The sequence below is a fragment of the Pedobacter sp. 05L430 genome (assembly GCF_056397585.1).
Window position 1 is genome coordinate 1 of sequence record NZ_JBFTNT010000080.1, and the last position, 19,748, is coordinate 19,748.

Sequence of the window (19,748 nt, forward strand, 5' to 3'; positions counted from 1 at the left end):
CTATTATGGGTGGTGCTAAGGTTTCAGACAAGATCTTATTAATTGAAAGTTTGCTTGAAAAAGTAGACAACCTGATTATAGGTGGTGGTATGGCTTATACTTTTGCTAAAGCACAAGGTGGTGAAATTGGTACCTCATTGTTGGAAGCAGATAGAATGGCGCTTTGCCTTGAGTTGTTAGATAAAGCTAAGGCCAGAGGTGTAAACCTTGTTTTACCTGTAGATACTGTTATTGCTGATAAGTTTGACAATGATGCCGAAAAAGGTACAGTTGATTCTGGACAAATTCCTGCTGACTGGATGGGATTAGATATTGGCCCGAAAACGGCTGAATTGTTCTCGAACATCATTAAAGACTCTAAAACATTATTGTGGAATGGCCCGATGGGTGTTTTTGAAATGGCTAATTTTGAGGTAGGTACACGCGCAATTGCTGATGCAGTTGTTGCAGCTACCAAAGAAAACGGCGCTTTCTCTTTAATTGGCGGTGGTGATTCGGCTGCTGCAATTGCGAAGTTTAATTTAGAAGATGAAGTAAGTTATGTATCGACCGGTGGTGGAGCATTGCTTGAATATATGGAAGGTAAAGAATTACCAGGTGTTAAGGCTATAAATGACTAGTATACCTGACTAATTTTAAGGACAGGCGTTTCGTTTTTGCGAAACGCCTGTTTTGTTTACCACTTCCTCCCACCATGATTTATGGCCTTTTTATGCTAAATATGGGGGAAAGTGGTAGAGAAATAATATGTGGAAAACTTTTTGTGGTAGAATGTGGTAAAAAGTGGTAGAAGTACCTATTTTTACACTACATAAAAAGTGCACATATTATAATGGTTCAGTTATTAGGAGAATTTGATTGTAAATTAGACGCGAAAGGCCGCTTGATGGTCCCTTCGAGCCTGAAAAAACAATTGCCTAATGTTGAGCAAGAGGGACTTGTGGTTAACCGGGGTTTTGAAAAACATCTGGTAATCTATCCTAAAAAAGTATGGGAAAAGATAGTGGAGGACTTGAGTAAGCTGAATCCGTACGAACAAAAAAACAGAGAATTTATAAGATTATTTACCCGCGGTGCTACAGAATTGACGCTGGACGCAACCGGCAGGGTTAATTTGCCTAACTCTTTAATGGAATCGGTAGGTATTGAAATTAATACTGAACTGGTACTGGCTTGTCAGTTTGATAAGATTGAGGTTTGGTCTAAAAAATCATACGAAGCATTATTTGATAAAGATCCTGCCGACTTTGCGCTGCTTGCTGCCGAAGTAATGGGGGATAAGAACAGGAGGGAAAATGGAGAATAATTACCATGTTCCGGTTTTGTTGAAAGAGTGCATCGATGGTTTAAATATTAAACCAGATGGCGTGTATGTTGATGTGACATTTGGCGGTGGCGGACATTCGAGAGAAATCCTTAAACATCTCGGTAAAGATGGCGTGTTGATCGCTTTTGATCAGGATCCGGATGCACAAAGAAATAAGATTGATGATCCGCGCTTTCATTTTGTTGATCAGAATTTCGCATTCCTTAAAAATAACCTTCGCTTATTAGGCTTTAAAGCTGTTGATGGCATTCTGGCTGATCTTGGTGTTTCTTCTCATCAGTTTAATGAACCGGATAGAGGCTTCTCGACCAGGTTTGAATCTACATTAGATATGCGGATGGACAAACAGGGTAAACTGACTGCTGCGGAGGTGTTGAATACTTATACTGAAGAAAAGCTGCACAGGATATTTGGTATTTATGGTGAGGTGAAAAATGCAAAGTCGCTGGCTAAGGCTGTAGTGACCGGTCGAATAGAACGCCCCATAGAAACACTGGCTGATTTTAAAAAGGCAGTTGCGGCACACATTCCAAAGGGAAAAGAAAATAAATATATGGCGCAGGTTTTTCAGGCCCTGCGCATCGAGGTGAATGCCGAGATAGAAGTGCTGGAGAATTTTCTGGCACAGACTGCTGATGTGCTAAAGAGTGGTGGACGTCTGGTGGTGATGTCTTACCATTCTTTGGAAGACAGGCCGGTAAAAAATTACCTGGCCAAAGGAAAGTTTAAAGGCGAGGTTGATAAAGACTTTTTTGGTAACGAACAAAAGCCTTTTAAAGTAATAACAAGGAAAGCTGTGATGGCTGATGAAGCTGAGCTGGAACGCAATAGCAGGTCCAGGAGTGCGAAATTAAGGATTGGAGAGAAGTTATGAATAACAGGTTTAGGGAACATATAGACGAAGAGCCTGAAGAAGAAGAGGAATTGGATATCAGGATTAAGAAGAAAGAGCCTGTATCTGAAAATCAGTTCTTTAAAAAGTTATTTACTGAGGGTGTAGTGAGTAAGGAAGCTGCAACAGAGATGTTGCCGTTTTTGATATTTCTGTCGGTTTTAGGAATGCTGTATATCGCGAATAGCCATATGGCCATCAAAAACATCAGAAATATTGATCAGTTAAGTAAAGAGGTAAAAGAAATGAGCTGGGAATACAAATCGCTTAAAGCTGATTTGATGTTCAAAAGTAAACTAACAGAGGTTGCTAAAAAGGTGGATACGCTTGGAATTAAGGAATTAACAGAGCCGCCTAAAAAAATTGTAATAAGCAGTAATGAATATTAGAGCTAACATATTATTACGTGTTTATCTGTCTTTCGGACTGATTGTACTGTTTGCCGTGGCAGTACTGATCAGACTATGCGATGTACAGTTTGTGGAGGGACATAAATGGCGTGCCATGGCCGATAGTCTCTCTACAAAGTATATCAATGTAGAAGCCGCGCGTGGAAATATCTACTCAAACGATGGAAGTTTGCTTGCAACTTCTATTCCTGAGTATGAGCTCCGTATGGATATGTATGCCGGTGGTATTGCTGATAGTGAGGTGTTTGATGGTAAGGTGGATTCGCTGGCTTTAAGGTTATCGCAATTCTTTAAAGATAAAACGCCTAAAGAGTACTCGAGGTATTTACGCTCTGCCAGACGTGATAGTGCTCGTTATTTATTGATTAAGCGTAAAGTTGGATACCAGGAATTGAAAACCATAAGAACATTTCCTTTATATAATGTAGGGAAGTATACTGGTGGTTTAATTGCTGTTCAGCAAAATAAAAGAATTAAGCCGTTTAAATACCTGGCCGCAAGAACTATTGGTTATAAAAATGAAAATGTAAGCAATGGGGTTGGTTTAGAAGGTGCTTATGGTGAGTATATTAATGGTGAAAGCGGAAAAAGACTGGTTCAGAGAATATCAGGTGGGGTTTGGATGCCTGTTAATGATGAAGCTGAGGTAGCACCTAAAGAGGGTGCCGATATTATTTCGACCATTGACATTAACATGCAGGATCTGGCGCAAAGCGCGTTGGAAAAACAGTTGAAAATAAGCGATGCTGATCACGGAACGGTGATATTAATGGAGGTTACTACTGGCGAGGTAAGGGCGGTTGCCAATTACACAAGGGTTAAAGAAGGGGTTTACGAAGAGAAGTTTAACTATGCCATTGGTGGCAGTCAGGATCCTGGATCGACCTTTAAACTGGCTTCGTACATGGCGCTACTGGAAGATAATAAAGTAGATACCAATACCATGGTAGCGACAGGAGATGGGTATTACAGGATTCCGGGACATACCATTAAGGATTCGCATGGTGGTATTGGAACGGTTACGGTAATGAAGGCCTTTGAGCAATCGGCAAATACAGCTGTGGCTAAATTGGTGAATGCGGCTTATCAGGATAATCCATCGCAATTTACAGATCACCTGTATGATATTCATATGAATGAAAGACTTGGATTGCAGATACCGGGAGAAACTAAACCCGTGATAAAAAATCCTTCGTTTAAAAGCTGGAATAAAAACATGACCCTGCCTCAAATGGCTTATGGCTATGAAATGCAGATTACGCCTTTGCAAATGCTAACTTTTTATAATGCCATTGCTAATGATGGTAAGTATATAGCGCCAATTTTTGTTAAGGAAATCCGCAGACTGGGAAATCCGATTGAGCAGTTCAGAGCAAGGGTGATCTCGGAACGGGTTTGCTCTGAGAAAACGGTTAAAAAATTACAGGCAATGCTCGAATCGGTAGTTACTAAAGGTACCGGTAAGCAAATGGGATCGCCATTGTACAGGGTAGCCGGTAAAACAGGTACCGCTCAGGTAGCTGATGGTAATAAAGGTTATAAAGCTAAGAAAAGCTATCAGGCTTCTTTTTGCGGTTATTTCCCTGCTGATAAACCTAAATACTCCATTATGGTGGCCATTAACGGCCCTAAAAATGGATACTATGGTGCGGCAGTTGCCGGGCCGGTATTTAAAGAGATTGCTGATCGCATTTATGCCAGCGATATGGAAATGTACAACGATATTCCAAATCACCTGGTAGGTAATACCAAGGCTCCCGAAGCGAAGGTGGGCGAGAGTAAAGCGGTTAAAAAGATTTACAAAGCCCTGGGTATTAAAGCGCTTTATGCAGATAGGTCTGTAAGTGGTATTGATACCAATAACGGCGTTCCTTACGAAGAGCATGCTGCCGTAAAAGGGGTGATGCCTGATGTAAAGGGGATGGGTTTAAAAGATGCTTTATACCTGTTGGGTAATGCAGGTTTAAAAACCAGGGTAAAAGGTGGTGGTAAGGTTATAGCGCAGTCTATTCCTGCCGGAAATAGAATAGGAAGAGGATTATTAGTTCAACTTGAATTACAATAGGATGCAGTTGCAGGAAGTTTTATATGGAGTAGCAATAACAAACCTGGTTGGATCAACCAACAGGGAGGTTAGCGCTTTGGTGTTTGATTCGCGTCAGGTTGTTAAGGATGTTGTGTTTTTTGCTGTTAAAGGTACTTTGTCTGACGGGCATGCTTTTATTCAGGCTACCATTGAAGCTGGTGCAAGTGTTATAGTTTGTGAAACGATACCTGAGGTTAAAAATGAGCTGGTAACCTATGTAGAGGTCGAAAACAGTGCTGCTGCGCTGGGCATTATGGCTTCTAATTTTTACGGCAACCCTTCTTCTAAACTGCAGTTAATTGGTATTACCGGTACTAATGGTAAAACTACCATTGCTACATTGTTATTTAAATTATTCAGAGAACTTGGTTATAAGGTTGGTTTGATCTCGACAGTGGAGAACCATATTAACGACGAGGTGATTCCTGCTACGCATACTACACCAAATCCGCTGGCTTTAAATAGCTTATTACAGGATATGGTAGCGGCCGATTGCAGCTATTGCTTTATGGAAGTAAGCTCGCATGCGGTGGTGCAACATAGAATTGAGGGCTTAAGCTTTTCGGGAGGAGTGTTTTCTAACATTACCCACGACCATTTAGATTTTCACTTAACCTTTGATAATTACATTAAAGCTAAAAAAGCATTTTTTGATGTGTTGCCAAAATCGGCTTTTGCATTGACTAATCTTGATGACAAAAACGGAATGGTGATGCTTCAGAACACTAAGGCATCGAAAAAAACCTATGCGCTCAAACAGCTTGCTGATTTTAAAGCAAAGGTGATTGAGAACAGCTTTAGCGGTTTGCATCTTGATATTGACGGGGCTGATGTGTTCTTTAAACTGGTGGGTTCTTTTAACGCATATAATTTGCTTGCGGTATATGGCACGGCAATGTTGTTGGAGCAGGATCAGCTTTCTGTACTGACTGTATTGAGCAGGTTAACAGGCGCTGAAGGCAGGTTTGAATACATCACTTCTACCCAGAACATAATTGGGATAATAGATTACGCACATACTCCTGATGCAGTACAAAATGTATTGAGCACCATACAGGATATAAGAAAAGGCACCGAACAGGTAATTACGATAATTGGCTGTGGTGGCGATAGGGACAAAACTAAACGACCTATTATGGCACAGGTAGCCTGTGATTGGAGTGATAAGGTGATTTTAACTTCGGATAATCCGAGAACGGAAAACCCGCAAACGATAGTGGAGGATATGGAAAAAGGTGTTTCGCCAACAAATAAAAGAAAAACATTAAGCATAGTGGACAGGAAAGAGGCAATTAAAACTGCCTGTCATTTGGCCAAACCTGGTGATATTATTTTATTGGCAGGCAAAGGGCATGAGAAGTATCAGGAAATAAATGGTGTTAGACATCATTTTGATGATAAAGAGGTATTGATGGAACAATTTAACTTGATGGGCTAATGTTGTATTATTTATTCGAGTATCTGAATCAGAATTATGAATTTCCAGGATTGAGGTTGTTTCAATACATCACCTTCCGTACCTCGTTGGCTGTAATTATCTCACTGATCATTACTACTGTTTACGGTAGAAGATTGATTAATTACCTGCACAAAATGCAGGTGGGTGAAACGGTTAGGAACCTTGGCCTGGAAGGGCAAATGCAAAAACAAGGTACACCTACTATGGGGGGTATTATCATCTTGCTGGGCATATTGGTGCCTACATTGTTGTTTGCCAACCTTACTAATATTTATGTGATCCTGATGATTGTAACCACTATATGGATGGGGGTTATAGGTTTTGTTGATGATTACATTAAAGTTTTTAGAAAAAATAAAGAAGGATTAGCAGGTCGTTTTAAGGTAGTTGGACAATTTGGGCTGGCACTTATTGTTGGCTGGACAATGTATTTTAACCCGAATATTGTGGTAAGGCAAACTGTTGATGAGACCACAAATACAAAAGCGACAACCGGTATAGGTGCCAAGACTACTGCACCTATGGTTTTGAGACAAAAGGGAGAGAGTTTTTATTATACTCAGGATGTTAAGTCGACCCTTACCAATGTTCCGTTCTATAAAAATAACGAAATGGATTATGCTAAGGTGCTTAAGTTTTTAGGCCCTGGCTATGAGAAATATGCTTTTGTAGTTTTTCTGTTATTTGTAATTGTAATTGTAATTGCGGTATCCAATGGTGCCAATATTACCGACGGTATTGATGGGCTGGCCACGGGTACATCGGCTATTATTGGCTTAACACTTGGTCTGTTGGCCTACGTGTCGGGTAACACCGTCATTGCCGATTACCTGAACATCATGTATATCCCCAATTCGGGTGAGCTGATGATTTTTGCGGGCGCTTTTGTGGGTGCTTGTGTGGGCTTTTTATGGTACAATTCTTATCCTGCCCAGGTATTTATGGGTGATACAGGAAGTTTGGCCATTGGGGGTATCATTGCCGTTTTTGCTATCATGATTAGAAAAGAATTATTGATCCCGGTTTTATGTGKGGTTTTTCTGATAGAGAATTTATCTGTAATTATTCAGGTAAGCTATTTTAAATATACCAGAAAACGGTTTGGCGAGGGCAGAAGGGTTTTCCTGATGTCGCCCTTGCACCATCACTATCAAAAGAAAGGATACCATGAAGCTAAAATCGTAACCCGGTTTTGGATTATTGGAATCTTATTGGCCATCATCACTTTAGTCACTTTAAAACTGCGGTAATGGAAAACGATAAAATTGTAATTCTTGGTGCAGGAGAGAGTGGGGTTGGAGCGGCAATGCTGGCGCAGAAACAGGGTTTTGATGTTTTTGTGTCGGACTTTGGTGCTATTGCCACCCAGTATAAAGAGATTTTAGAGGAATTACGTGTCCCTTTTGAAGAGAAACAGCATACTGCTGAAAAGATATTGAATGCAGCGGAAGTGATAAAAAGTCCGGGAATACCTGATACCGCTCCGATCATTAAGGAGATTAAGAAAAAGGGGATTCCTGTGGTTTCGGAAATTGAGTTTGCCAAACGGTATACCAATGCAAAAACCATTTGTATTACCGGTTCGAACGGTAAAACAACCACTACCATGCTTACCTACCACACGCTGAGAAAAGCAGGTTTTAATGTAGGACTTGGCGGAAATGTTGGGCATAGCTTTGCGGCCTTGGTGGCAACTGCCGATTATGACTGGTATGTCTTGGAGCTTTCGAGCTTTATGCTGGATGACATGCATGAGTTTAAAGCCGATATAGCGGTATTATTGAACATTACACCTGACCATTTAGACAGGTACGATTATAAACTGGGTAATTATGCAGCATCGAAAATGCGCATTACCCAAAATCAGACAGCTGATGATGTTTTCATTTACTGCGCTGATGACCCTGAAACTTTAAAGGTTTTAAAAACAACGAACGTAAGTTCAAAAATGTATCCCTTCTCCATTCGTAAAAAGATTGAGAGCGGGGCATACCTGGAAAGCAATAACATACACATAAATATACACCTAAACGACGAACTAACCATGTCTATTTCAGAGTTAGCCCTTCAGGGCAAGCATAATATTTACAACTCTATGGCTTCGGGCATAGTAGCCAAAGTATTAGACATTCGAAATACTTCCATCCGCGAAAGTATGGGAGATTTTAAGAATATTGAACACAGGTTGGAACATGTGGCAAAGATTTCGGGGGTGGATTACATCAATGATTCTAAAGCCACTAACGTGAATTCGACCTGGTACGCTTTGGAGAGTGTAGGAACTGACGTGATTCTGATTATGGGCGGTGTTGATAAGGGTAATGATTACAATATGCTTAAGGATATGGTGCACCAGAAGGTGAAAGCCATTGTGTGTTTGGGTAAAGACAATAAGCGTATTCAYGAGGCTTTTGAAGATGATGTAGAGATTATAGTGAATACTTTTTCTGCTCATGAAGCGGTGCAGGTAGCCTATCACCTGGCTAAAAAAGGAGATACGGTTTTGCTTTCGCCAGCGTGCGCAAGCTTTGATTTATTTAAAAATTACGAAGACAGAGGCAATCAATTTAAGAGTGCCGTTAAAGAATTGTAGACTATGGTTGCAATAAATAAACTTCTGGACAAGACAAAAGGAGATCGCTGGATTTGGCTGATCATCATTTTGTTGTCGCTTATTTCCATTTTGGTAGTATACAGTTCTACCAGTACTCTGGCATTTAAGCGTGGTGTAGGAGTGGAAAAATTATTGCTGACCAAACACGTGATATTTGTGCTGATAGGTATTGCTATGATTTATATAGCCCACCTTTTGGATTACAGGTACTATGCCGGAATTTCTAAAGTACTGATGGTAATTACGATTCCATTGCTGGTGTATACGCTGATCTTTGGAGCCAATGTAAATGATGCTTCGAGATGGGTTAAGATACCGCTGATCGGTTTAACGTTTCAAACTTCGGATTTGGCCAAGCTGGCTTTAATTACATTTCTGGCCAGGATGCTGACCAGAAAGCAAGAGAATATTAAAGACGTTAAAGAAGCATTTATCCCGATTATGGGTTCTGTTTGTGTGGTGTTTGTGCTGATTGCATGGGCAAATATGTCGACCGCTTTAATGCTTTTTGGTGTAAGTATTTTGTTGTTGATTATTGGCCGTATCAGTATTAAGCAGATCATGATGGTATGTGCGGGTGGTTTTGTACTGTTGCTTTTTGTAGCCTTTTTAGGTCCACGTAGGGAAGTGTACAAATCTCGTATTGAGACTTATATGCACCCGGAGCGTCAGAACTCTGATAAAACATTTCAGTCCGACCATTCCAAAATTGCTTTGGCCTCTGGCGGGGTTTTTGGTAAAGGTCCGGGGAATAGTATAGAAAAGAACTTTTTGCCTCATCCGTATTCTGATTTTGTGTTTGCAATGATCATTGAAGAGTACGGAACTATAGGGGGGATAATTGTAATGTCGCTTTATCTGGTGCTGCTTTATCGATGCATAAAGATTGTAACCAGGGCACCCAAGGCATTTGGGGCATTGCTGGCGGCAGGCTTAAGTTTTAGTTTAACCATACAGGCCTTTGCAAATATGGCTGTTGCTGTTGGTTTGGGCCCGGTTACCGGTGTGCCTTTACCGCTGGTGAGTATGGGTGGAACCTCTCTGTTATTTACCAGTATTGCATTTGGGATAATATTGAGTGTGAGCAAGGATGTTGAAGAAAATAATAGTAAAAAAGTGATTGTGGGTGAAATACCTGCAATGGCATAAAATAAGATGATGAAACCAACAAGGGTAATTATTTCGGGTGGCGGTACTGGCGGACATATTTTTCCGGCCATATCTATTGCCAATGCGCTGAAGCGTATGGAGCCAGCGTGCGAAATATTATTTGTTGGTGCTACAGGCAGAATGGAAATGGAAAAGGTTCCTGCTGCCGGATATAAAATTGTGGGTTTAAATATCAGCGGTATCCAAAGGGGATCTATTATTAAAAACCTTGGCCTGCCATTTAAGCTTTTAGGAAGTGTTAAAAAAGCCATGCAGCTGATCTCTGAATTTAAACCAGATGTTGTAGTTGGGGTTGGAGGCTATGCATCAGGACCGATATTGTATGCTGCATCTTTAAAAAATATTCCTTACCTGATACAGGAGCAGAACTCTTATGCAGGTATAACTAATAAATGGCTGGGGAAAAAGGCGGCTAAAGTTTGCGTGGCTTTTGATGGTATGGATCAGTTTTTCCCTGCTGCCAATATATTGAAAACCGGAAATCCGGTAAGAAAAGATGTTGTTGATATTTTAAACAAGCATCATGCAGGAGCAGAATTGCTAAAGCTTGATCCGCTTAAGAAAACAATATTGGTTACAGGTGGTAGCCTGGGGGCCGGTACTTTAAATAAAAGCATTGAAAAACACTTGCCTGAGCTATTGAAGGAAGATGTACAGGTGGTATGGCAAACCGGTAAGTTTTACTACAAAGGAATTGTGGAACGTTTAGGTTTGAATTTTCATCCGAATGTACGAATTCTGGAATTTCTGAATAAGATGGACATGGCTTATGCCGCTGCTGATCTTATTATATCAAGAGCTGGTGCCGGTACCATTGCAGAATTGTGTTTGATTAAAAAACCGGTTATCCTGGTTCCTTCGCCAAATGTGGCCGAAGATCATCAGACCAAAAACGCCCTGGCTTTAGTGAAAAACAATGCAGCAATGTTAATAACAGATCACTCTGCCGAAGATACGCTGGTGCCTGAAGCATTGTCGCTGCTAAAAGATAAGGAACGGTGTAAGATATTTTCTGAGAACATTGCTGAGATGGCTTTGCCTGATGCCGATAATCTGATTGCACAACAGGTTTTAATTTTAGCTGGAAAGGGGGGGCAGGAATAATGGAACTGGACAATATAAAAAGAGTTTATTTTGTTGGTATCGGTGGAATTGGAATGAGTGCCCTTGCCCGTTATTTTGTGAAGAGAAAATGTATTGTTTGCGGTTATGATAAAACAAAGACCAACCTTACAACTGCTCTTGAGCAGGAGGGTGTTTTGATATCTTACGTCGACAATGAGGATACCTTGCCTAATTGCTTTACTGCTGATGATAAAGAAACACTGATAGTTTATACGCCTGCAATTCCTAAGAATTCTGAAATATTGAATTATTATAAAGGGCATGGCTTTAAACTTAAAAAGCGCTCGGAGGTTTTGGGCATCATTAGTAAAGGCCAGTTTTGTATTGCTGTTGCCGGTACACATGGTAAAACCACTACTTCATCAGTAGTTGCGCATATTTTAACTGACACAGGTTATGGCTGTACCGCATTTTTAGGCGGTATAGCTACGAACTATAGCAGTAACTTTTTGATTGGCAGTAACAATGTGGTTGTGGTAGAGGCTGACGAATATGATCGTTCATTTTTGACACTGCATCCGGATATTTCGGTAATCACTTCTATGGATGCTGATCACCTGGATATTTATGGTGATGCTTCGCAATTGCAGGAGTCGTTTCAATTGTTTGCCGGTCAGCTAAAACCTGAAGGTACCCTGTTTGCTAAAAAAGGCTTGCCTATTGCCGGTTCGATAAGTTATAGTGCTGATCTGGATTCGCAGGTTAAGGCTAAAAACATCAGGGTGGAGCATGCAAGTTTTGTATTCGATTATGAGGATGCCGATCATTCGATTAAAGGAATAAGCCTGATGCTTCCGGGAAAACATAACGTAGAAAATACGGTGGCAGCAATTGCTGTTGCTTTGAAACTGGGTATTGATCCCGAAAAGATAAAAACTGCTGTAGGTAATTTTAAGGGTGTAAAGAGAAGATTTGAGTATATCGTAAATTCTCCGGAGCATATTTATATAGATGACTATGCCCATCATCCTGAAGAACTAAGGGCCTGCTTTAACGCGGTAAGACAATTGTATCCTGATAAGAAACTGACAGTGATCTTTCAGCCACATTTGTTTACCCGTACCCGCGACTTTGCAGATGATTTTGCACAAGTTTTAAGCACTGCCGATGATTTGATACTGTTGGAAATATATCCGGCCAGGGAATTGCCGCTGGAAGGGATTAATTCGCAGTATTTGTTAGATAAGATCTCGTTGAAAGACAAAGAGATATGTGGAAAAGATTTAGTTGTAGAACGCATAAAGAACAAGCAGCCTGAGTTACTTTTAACTGTAGGTGCCGGTGATATAGATACATTGATACAACCACTAAAAACCCTGTTGACAAATGCTTAAGAGGATAAATTGGAAATCGGTATTTAAAGGTTTTGCCTGGATAGTTAGTCTGGCCGGAATTATAGTGCTCATGAGTTTTGTGAGCATTAAGAAAGATACTGTGACTTGTACCAATATTAAAATCTTAATTCCGGGAGCGGATAACTTTATTGAAAGGGAAGAAGTAGATGCAATTTTAAAACAGAGTCAGGGTATATTGATTGGTAAGAAACTGGAGCAGATTAATCTGGAAGAAATAGAACAAAAATTAAAGGCGAATCCTTACATCGCTTTTGCAACAGTTTACGCAGATATGAATGGGGTAATTCATATTAACGTGAAACAGCGCCAGCCGATATTAAGGGTCATAAATGCTAGTGATCAGGATTTTTATATCGATAGGAATGGATTGAAAATGCCTATTTCTCCAAATTTTACAGCCAGCGTATTGGTGGCAAACGGAAAAATAATGGAGCATTTTAGTGGTAAGGTAGATACGTTGATTACCAAGCTGGCTAAGGATCTGTATAAAACCGCATTTTATATAGAACAGGATACATTATGGAATGAGCAGATCGAGCAATTGATTGTAGATGATAAAAATGATATTCAATTGGTGCCGCGAGTAGGCAATCAGCGGATCATTTTGGGGACTGCAGATTCACTGGAAGTTAAGATGAGGAATTTGCGCGCTTTTTACGATAAGGCAATGCCGAAGGTGGGATGGGACACCTATAAAACCATCAATATAAAATATACCAATCAAGTTGTTTGCGAAAAGAACAAGATTGATTCTTTATCAGAGGTAGCCAGGTTAGATTCTCTGAAAAAGAAACCGATAGATACGATGGTTCGCGAAGAGATGCCGGAAGAACTAAAGGATGATAATTAAAACAGATACCAGGAAAAACAGAAATAATAAACTCAACAAATCAATATAGTTATGGGCAAAGAAAAATTAACCACTCAGTCTCCAATCGTAGTAGGGTTGGATATTGGTACTACTAAGATCTGTGTGATCGTTGGTCGCAGAACACAACACGGAAAAATAGAAGTATTAGGTATAGGAAAAGCAGAATCCGCAGGGGTAACACGTGGTGTGGTATCCAATATCCAGAAAACAGTTCAGGGGATAGCTCAGGCGGTAGAACTTGCAAGCGGGCAATCGAACGTCGAAATCCGCGTTGTTAATGTAGGTATTGCTGGCCAGCATATCAAAAGTTTACAACACAGAGGTATTTTGACCAGAAGAGAATTAAATAATGAGATAGGAAAGAAGGATATTGACAAGCTAATTGATGATATGTTCAAACTGGTTATGCCCCCAGGAGAAGAAATCATCCATGTATTGCCACAAGAGTTTACTATCGACAATGAGCCGGGTATTAAAGATCCTATTGGAATGGCAGGAGTGCGTTTGGAAGCAAACTTCCATATCATTTCCGGTCAGGTAACTGCGGTAAAAAATATAATGAGATGCGTAACCAATGCCGGGTTACAAACTCAGGAATTGATACTGGAGCCATTAGCTTCTTCTGAATCGGTGTTGAGCGATGAAGAAAAAGAGGCGGGCGTGGCTTTGGTAGATATAGGTGGTGGTACTACCGATATCGCTATTTTCCATGAAGGAATTATCCGTCATACTGCTGTTATTCCTTTTGGAGGTAACAGTGTAACTGAAGATATCAGAGAAGGATGTTCTGTGATGAGAAACCAGGCGGAATTGTTGAAAACCCGTTTTGGTTCTGCGCTTGCAGAAGAGAATAAAGAGAACGAGATTATTTGTGTTCCGGGATTAAGAGGAAGAGAACCTAAAGAGATTTCAGTGAAAAATCTTGCTTATGTAATCCAGGCCCGTATGGAGGAAATTATTGAGCATGTTTATTACGAAATCAAATCTTCGGGATATGAGAAAAAACTAATCGGAGGAGTGGTGATTACTGGTGGTGGTGCGTTGTTGAAACACTTGTCGCAGTTGGTTGAATATGTAACCGGATTAGATTGCCGTGTTGGATATCCGAATGAGCATTTGTCTAAATATGAAGACATGCCTAAAACCATCTATGATGATTTGAAAAGCCCGATGTATGCTACCAGTGTTGGTTTATTAATTAAAGGTATACAAAAAGCTGAGGAGCTGCTTGAGGAAATGAAGCAACCGGGAGTATTTGTAGAGCGACCAAAAGATAAAGAGAAAGTAAAACGTTCAGGTGGTGGATTATTTGATAAACTTCTAGCTAAAACAAAGGATTTCATCAAGGATGACATGAATGTAAGCGATGAAGATTATATAAAGCCGTAATATTTTTCAACAAAACACGATTTTTCCACATTCTTAACAGTTGTGGAAAACGCCTGTTAAAAAAGTGTTAATATTACATAGAGAGATGAACAGGAAAAACGAATTTTTAAATAACTGATTCATAAAGATATGCAGTTTGAAATGTTAAAAGATAAGTCGTCAATCATCAAGGTAATTGGTGTTGGTGGCGGTGGAGGTAATGCGGTAAACCATATGTACCGTTCTGGAATTACAGGTGTTGACTTTATCATTTGTAATACTGATGCGCAGGCTTTGGAGTTTAGTCCTATTCCTAATAAGGTTCAACTTGGTGCAAGTTTAACTGAAGGTATGGGTGCAGGCTCTATTCCTGAAGTTGGTAAAAATTCAGCCATAGAGAATATAGATGATATTAAGCAGATGCTGGGCAACACTACAAAAATGTTGTTCATTACGGCAGGAATGGGTGGAGGTACCGGAACAGGCGCCAGCCCGATCATAGCTAAAGCTGCAAAAGAATTAGATATTTTAACGGTAGCTATTATTACTACGCCTTTCTCCTTTGAAGGTAAAAGACGTAAAATGCAGGCTAACGATGGTTTAGATGAACTAAAAAAATATGTAGATTCTTACCTGGTTATTTCTAACGACAGATTGCGCGAAATATTTGGTAACCTTACTTTGGGTTCAGCATTTGCTCAGGCAGATGATATTTTAACAACTGCTGCAAAAGGAATTGCCGAGATTATAACTGTACCTGGATACATCAACGTGGATTTTAAAGATGTGCGTACTGTTATGAAAGATAGCGGTGTATCTATAATGGGTAGTTTTGCATGCGAAGGCGAAAACAGAGCATTAAATGCTGTTGAAGGTGCTTTGGCTTCTCCATTGTTGAAAGACAATGAGATTGAAGGTGCAAGATATATCCTATTAAATATCAGTTCCGGAGTACAGGAAGTAACAATGGACGAGGTAACGATCATCACTGATTATATCCAGGATAAAGCAGGTCTTTCTGCTGATTTGATCTGGGGTAACTGTATTGATGAAAACCTTGGTGAAAGATTATCTGTAACCATTATTGCTACCGGCTTCCAAACTAAAGAACAGCGTGAAGAAGATAAAAAGAACGTTAAAAAGATCTCTTTATTAACTCCAGAAGAAGCACCTATGGTGCGTCCGGTAGAGCCTGTCAATTCTTTCATACAACCTAAAGCTGACGTTCCTGCTCAGGAGCCGGTTATGAAAGCCAAAGAAGAAATAAAGCAATCAGATCTTTTCGGTGATTTATTTAATATCAATAAAGCCAGAAAAACTGATGAGCCTGAAAATACAGTGGTAAGACATACCTTAATTGAAGAAGAACCATGGTTTGCAGGAGTTAGAGAATGAGCCAGCTTACAAACGTAAGCAAATGCAGTTGCAACAGGTTCAGCACTCATCTGAGTCTCAGGTTTCAAGATTTACTTTAAGTAATGATGAAGATGGATCTACTGAAATCAGACCTAATAACTCATTCCTTCATGACAACGTTGATTAATTATTAACATAAAAAAAATAGAAAGCCTTAACAATAAATATGTTAAGGCTTTTTTGGCATAATAATAGCGTATTTGCCTTTGGTAAATGCTGATGTTGCGTATCAGTCATATTAACCTTAAATTTGCAAAAAATATAAAAAAACTTAATACATATAACATTGGATATTTTTGAAAAGATAGCAAAGCATATGGGCCCGATCGGGCAACATCACAAATGGTCACATGGATATTTCTCATTTCCTAAATTAGAGGGTGATATTGCCCCTCACATGAACTTTCGCGGTAAAGAGCATCTGGTATGGAGTTTAAATAACTATTTAGGTTTGGCCAATCACCCTGAAGTAAGGGAAGCTGATTTAAAAGGTGCTGCAGAATTTGGAATGGCTTATCCAATGGGTGCCCGCATGATGTCGGGAAACTCTAAATACCATGAACAACTGGAGCAGGAGCTTGCGGCATTTGTGGGTAAACCAGACGCTTTCTTATTAAATTACGGGTATCAGGGAATGGTTTCTATCATTGATAGTCTTGTGGATAGGAATGATGTTATTGTATATGATGCTGAATCTCATGCATGTATTATTGACGGATTACGTTTACACATGGGTAAGCGTTTTGTGTACAAACATAACGACATTGATAGCGCACGCAAACAGCTTGAAAGAGCAACTAAGCTGGTTGAACAAAGCGGTGGCGGTATATTGGTAATTACTGAAGGTGTTTTTGGTATGTCGGGCGCGCAAGGAAAATTAAAGGAACTTGTTGACCTTAAAAAAGAATTCAACTTCCGTTTATTAATTGATGATGCGCATGGTTTTGGTACTATGGGACCTACAGGTGCGGGTACTCATGAAGAGCAAAACTGTATTGATGGGGTTGATGTCTACTTTGGTACTTTTGCTAAATCTATGGCTGGTATTGGAGCATTTGTTGCATCAACAGAAGAGATGACTAATTTCTTCCGTTACAATATGCGTTCTCAGACTTTTGCCAAAGCGTTACCTATGCCAATGGTTATTGGTTTGTTAAAAAGACTGGAACTGTTAAAGAACAATCCGGAGCTTAGAGAGAAACTATGGAATGTTGCTACTACCTTGCAGAAAGGACTTAGGGAGCGTGGATTCGATTTAGGTGTAACAAATACAATGGTTACCCCGGTGTTCTTGAAAGGTGAGCTATTGGAGGCTACTGCGCTTACAATGGACCTGCGAGAGAATTACGGAATATTCTGTTCTATTGTAGTGTATCCTGTAATCCCTAAAGGACTTATTGAGTTGAGGTTAATACCAACAGCTGTTCATACAATGGAAGACGTACAGCGTACATTAGATGCCTTTAGCGAGGTTTCAGATAAATTGAAAAGCGGATACTATAAAGAGAATCAATTCTCAATAGCATAAAATTCATTCAATAAAAAAAGCCCCTCTAAGTATATTGGAGGGGCTTTTTTATGTTGTGTTGTTTTGTAATTATCTGATTTTCAACTGGATAATTTGTTTTTTGACGGATTAATTGTGCATAACCCCCTATAATGTGGAAAAAAACAGTGTTTTAGGCACTTTTTTATTAATCCAAAAGTTTTTTTTGTAAAATAAACATCTTACTTTAGTAATAGAGTATTAATCAAAACCTTAAAAACCTAAAAGGAGTAAATTAACGATGAAAAAATTTAATGAAGTAAAAGAGCTTGTAGCAGCTTTAGAAGCTGATGCCGACAAATTCTACAACAAGGCGAACAGCGCTGCAGGTACTCGTGTACGTAAAGGTATGCAAGATCTTAAGAACTTAGCTCAAACGATTCGTTTGGAGATTCAAGAAACAAAAAATAAAGGTTAGAACCACTTTATTTTTGTTTTGATGAATAAAAAAAGCGTCCYGAATTATCGCGACGCTTTTTTTATTGTATAATATTTTAAAACTTTCCGTCATCCTGAATTTATTTCAGGATCCCGCACTCGCTGGTCTGACTTTCTAATCCAGGATCCTGAATTAAATTCAGGATGACGATGGTGGTACAACCTAATACTAAGCTGTAATCTTTTTCGATTCGGCAATGATTGCCTCACGTATAGCAGGAGATACCTTAACCAAAGGAAGTCTAAGGTTATCATCACATACACCAAAATGTTTTAAGGCAGCTTTTGCGCCTGCCGGATTGCCTTCTACAAACATTAATCTGGTAAACTCGATTAAGCTAAGATGCAGCGGAAGTGCTTTAGCAAAATCACCAGCAAGGCATAATCTGATCATGTCAGACAGTTGCTTTGGCAATGCGTTTCCAATTACAGAAATTACACCCACGGCACCTAATGATATCATTGGCATTGCAACAGGATCATCGCCGGAAATTAACATAAAGTCGGCTGGTTTATCTCTCATGATCTGATTAAACTGATCAAAGTTTCCAGAAGCTTCTTTAATGGCAATGATGTTCTTTAAATCTGTAGCAAGGCGACAGGTCGTTTCGGCGCTGATATTGCTTCCTGTGCGTCCTGGTACGTTATACAACAAAATTGGTAGTGAGCTAGACTCACTAAGTGCTTTATAGTGTTGGTAAATGCCTTCCTGAGTTGGTTTATTATAGTATGGGCTGGCAGATAAAATGGCGTCGTAACCACTTACTTCAAAATCTTTTATGTTTTGCGCTATAACATTGGTGTCGTTGCCGCCAATACCGGCAATTAGTGGTAAACGGCCATTATTTATTTCTGCTGTAAATTCCCAGATCTTCTTTTTTTCGTCCTTATTGAGTGTTGATGCTTCTCCTGTTGTACCTAATGATACCAGGTATTCTACCTTTCCTTCGATCAGGTAGTTGATCAGGTTTTTCAACCCGTCAAAATCTACTGACCCATCTGCATTAAATGGTGTAACCAGTGCTACACCCGTTCCATGAAATTTGTTCATTGTTTAGTTATTATTTCAACATCTCTAATAAATCACCCTCTGAAATCAGTGGTACATTTAGTTTTTTCGCTTTATCCAGTTTAGACGGACCCATATTGTCGCCGGCAAGCAAATAATTAAGCTTGGCCGAAATGCCGCTTAAGATTTTGCCACCATTGCTTTCTATCAGATCCTTAAGTTCTTCTCTGCTATAATTTTCAAAAACGCCCGAAATTACAAATGTTTTTCCAGTTAATTTGTCACTTTGTAAAGCAATTTCATTTTCTATAGCTTCAAATTGAAGTCCGTAGGATTTTAAAAGCCCAATTTGATGTAAATGTTCCGGATTTCCAAAATATTCAATGATACTTTCTGCAATGCGCTGTCCGATTTCATCTATTGCGGTTAGTTCTTCGAGACTGGCTGTCGATAATTTCTCGATGTCTTTAGCGCCGAAAGCTAATTTTTTGGCTACAGTTTCGCCTACATACCTGATACCCAATCCGAACAATACTTTTTCAAAAGGCATCTGTTTAGACTCCTCAATACCTTTAAGCATATTTTCGATGGAACGTTCTCCAAAGCGGTCTAAGGTTTTCAGTTCTTCCGCTTTTTCATGAAGTGTATATAGATCGCTGATG

17 protein-coding genes and 1 pseudogene are annotated in these 19,748 nt (G+C 39.7%); 16 read left to right on the forward strand and 2 right to left on the reverse strand.

What is annotated here, in order from left to right; all coding sequences use genetic code 11:
* From AC1DG9_RS13020 to AC1DG9_RS13095, 16 genes and pseudogenes are all read left to right on the forward strand, one after another.
* Positions 1 to 620, forward strand: a 620-nt coding sequence (locus AC1DG9_RS13020; protein ID WP_477634725.1) for a phosphoglycerate kinase, incomplete at its 5' end; no start/stop codon positions are given.
* A gap of 212 nt (positions 621 to 832) precedes the next feature.
* Positions 833 to 1,306: a division/cell wall cluster transcriptional repressor MraZ gene (mraZ, locus tag AC1DG9_RS13025; protein WP_172660803.1), complete on the forward strand. Its 474-nt coding sequence runs from the start codon at positions 833 to 835 to the stop codon at positions 1,304 to 1,306.
* Positions 1,296 to 2,201, forward strand: coding sequence for a 16S rRNA (cytosine(1402)-N(4))-methyltransferase RsmH (gene rsmH / locus AC1DG9_RS13030; RefSeq protein ID WP_172660802.1), 906 nt, complete (start codon positions 1,296 to 1,298; stop codon positions 2,199 to 2,201). Before mraZ ends, rsmH begins: the two co-directional genes overlap by 11 nt.
* Positions 2,198 to 2,608 carry an FtsL-like putative cell division protein gene (locus AC1DG9_RS13035; protein WP_048904192.1) on the forward strand — a complete coding sequence of 137 codons (411 nt, stop codon included), beginning with the start codon at positions 2,198 to 2,200 and terminating at the stop codon, positions 2,606 to 2,608. The genes rsmH and AC1DG9_RS13035 overlap by 4 nt, the downstream gene beginning before the upstream one ends.
* On the forward strand, positions 2,598 to 4,694 hold the full coding sequence (locus AC1DG9_RS13040) for a penicillin-binding protein (protein WP_337715722.1): 2,097 nt from the start codon (positions 2,598 to 2,600) through the stop codon (positions 4,692 to 4,694). The genes AC1DG9_RS13035 and AC1DG9_RS13040 overlap by 11 nt, the downstream gene beginning before the upstream one ends.
* 1 nt (position 4,695) lies before the next feature.
* A complete protein-coding gene (locus tag AC1DG9_RS13045) occupies positions 4,696 to 6,153 on the forward strand; it encodes a UDP-N-acetylmuramoyl-L-alanyl-D-glutamate--2,6-diaminopimelate ligase (RefSeq protein WP_288884425.1) in 1,458 nt (485 codons plus the stop codon).
* Positions 6,153 to 7,424, forward strand: coding sequence for a phospho-N-acetylmuramoyl-pentapeptide-transferase (gene mraY, locus AC1DG9_RS13050; protein WP_477634726.1), 1,272 nt, complete (start codon positions 6,153 to 6,155; stop codon positions 7,422 to 7,424). The genes AC1DG9_RS13045 and mraY overlap by 1 nt, the downstream gene beginning before the upstream one ends.
* A complete protein-coding gene (murD, locus tag AC1DG9_RS13055; protein ID WP_337715720.1) occupies positions 7,424 to 8,767 on the forward strand; it encodes a UDP-N-acetylmuramoyl-L-alanine--D-glutamate ligase in 1,344 nt (447 codons plus the stop codon). Before mraY ends, murD begins: the two co-directional genes overlap by 1 nt.
* Positions 8,768 to 8,770: 3 nt before the next feature.
* Positions 8,771 to 9,937, forward strand: a complete 1,167-nt coding sequence (locus AC1DG9_RS13060; RefSeq protein ID WP_052334066.1) for an FtsW/RodA/SpoVE family cell cycle protein — start codon at positions 8,771 to 8,773, stop codon at positions 9,935 to 9,937.
* Between the two features lie 9 nt (positions 9,938 to 9,946).
* On the forward strand, positions 9,947 to 11,062 hold the full coding sequence (gene murG, locus AC1DG9_RS13065) for an undecaprenyldiphospho-muramoylpentapeptide beta-N-acetylglucosaminyltransferase (RefSeq protein WP_172661078.1): 1,116 nt from the start codon (positions 9,947 to 9,949) through the stop codon (positions 11,060 to 11,062).
* Entirely contained in the window at positions 11,062 to 12,417 is a 1,356-nt protein-coding gene (murC, locus tag AC1DG9_RS13070; protein ID WP_172660798.1) for a UDP-N-acetylmuramate--L-alanine ligase, read from the forward strand. The genes murG and murC overlap by 1 nt, the downstream gene beginning before the upstream one ends.
* On the forward strand, positions 12,410 to 13,288 hold the full coding sequence (locus AC1DG9_RS13075; RefSeq protein WP_288883976.1) for a cell division protein FtsQ/DivIB: 879 nt from the start codon (positions 12,410 to 12,412) through the stop codon (positions 13,286 to 13,288). Before murC ends, AC1DG9_RS13075 begins: the two co-directional genes overlap by 8 nt.
* Positions 13,289 to 13,339: 51 nt before the next feature.
* On the forward strand, positions 13,340 to 14,698 hold the full coding sequence (gene ftsA / locus AC1DG9_RS13080) for a cell division protein FtsA (protein ID WP_048904200.1): 1,359 nt from the start codon (positions 13,340 to 13,342) through the stop codon (positions 14,696 to 14,698).
* 129 nt (positions 14,699 to 14,827) lie between these two features.
* Positions 14,828 to 16,220, forward strand: a pseudogene (gene ftsZ, locus AC1DG9_RS13085) (cell division protein FtsZ).
* Positions 16,221 to 16,379: 159 nt separating this feature from the next.
* Positions 16,380 to 17,621: an aminotransferase class I/II-fold pyridoxal phosphate-dependent enzyme gene (locus tag AC1DG9_RS13090; protein WP_172660795.1), complete on the forward strand. Its 1,242-nt coding sequence runs from the start codon at positions 16,380 to 16,382 to the stop codon at positions 17,619 to 17,621.
* A 259-nt stretch (positions 17,622 to 17,880) separates the two neighbouring features.
* The gene (locus AC1DG9_RS13095) at positions 17,881 to 18,057 is read left to right on the forward strand and encodes a hypothetical protein (RefSeq protein ID WP_048904203.1); all 177 of its coding nucleotides are present in this window, start codon (positions 17,881 to 17,883) and stop codon (positions 18,055 to 18,057) included.
* 189 nt (positions 18,058 to 18,246) lie between these two features.
* Here AC1DG9_RS13095 and dapA read toward each other — a convergent pair whose 3' ends face one another.
* Together dapA and AC1DG9_RS13105 are read right to left on the reverse strand one after the other, a co-directional pair.
* Entirely contained in the window at positions 18,247 to 19,128 is an 882-nt protein-coding gene (dapA, locus tag AC1DG9_RS13100; protein WP_172660794.1) for a 4-hydroxy-tetrahydrodipicolinate synthase, read from the reverse strand.
* A gap of 10 nt (positions 19,129 to 19,138) precedes the next feature.
* A partial coding sequence (locus tag AC1DG9_RS13105; protein WP_477634727.1) for a helix-hairpin-helix domain-containing protein occupies positions 19,139 to 19,748 on the reverse strand: 610 nt, incomplete at its 5' end.

Bases quoted from the DNA above. Each gene is read 5' to 3' on its own strand.
- mraZ (WP_172660803.1), top strand. From the start codon at position 833: ATGGTTCAGTTATTAGGAGAATTTGATTGTAAATTAGACGCGAAAGGC.
- AC1DG9_RS13095 (WP_048904203.1), top strand. From the start codon at position 17,881: ATGAAAAAATTTAATGAAGTAAAAGAGCTTGTAGCAGCTTTAGAAGCT.
- rsmH (WP_172660802.1), top strand. From the start codon at position 1,296: ATGGAGAATAATTACCATGTTCCGGTTTTGTTGAAAGAGTGCATCGAT.
- AC1DG9_RS13040 (WP_337715722.1), top strand. From the start codon at position 2,598: ATGAATATTAGAGCTAACATATTATTACGTGTTTATCTGTCTTTCGGA.
- murG (WP_172661078.1), top strand. From the start codon at position 9,947: ATGAAACCAACAAGGGTAATTATTTCGGGTGGCGGTACTGGCGGACAT.
- murC (WP_172660798.1), top strand. From the start codon at position 11,062: ATGGAACTGGACAATATAAAAAGAGTTTATTTTGTTGGTATCGGTGGA.
- AC1DG9_RS13075 (WP_288883976.1), top strand. From the start codon at position 12,410: ATGCTTAAGAGGATAAATTGGAAATCGGTATTTAAAGGTTTTGCCTGG.
- AC1DG9_RS13045 (WP_288884425.1), top strand. From the start codon at position 4,696: ATGCAGTTGCAGGAAGTTTTATATGGAGTAGCAATAACAAACCTGGTT.
- dapA (WP_172660794.1), bottom strand. From the start codon at position 19,128: ATGAACAAATTTCATGGAACGGGTGTAGCACTGGTTACACCATTTAAT.
- AC1DG9_RS13035 (WP_048904192.1), top strand. From the start codon at position 2,198: ATGAATAACAGGTTTAGGGAACATATAGACGAAGAGCCTGAAGAAGAA.
- AC1DG9_RS13060 (WP_052334066.1), top strand. From the start codon at position 8,771: ATGGTTGCAATAAATAAACTTCTGGACAAGACAAAAGGAGATCGCTGG.
- ftsA (WP_048904200.1), top strand. From the start codon at position 13,340: ATGGGCAAAGAAAAATTAACCACTCAGTCTCCAATCGTAGTAGGGTTG.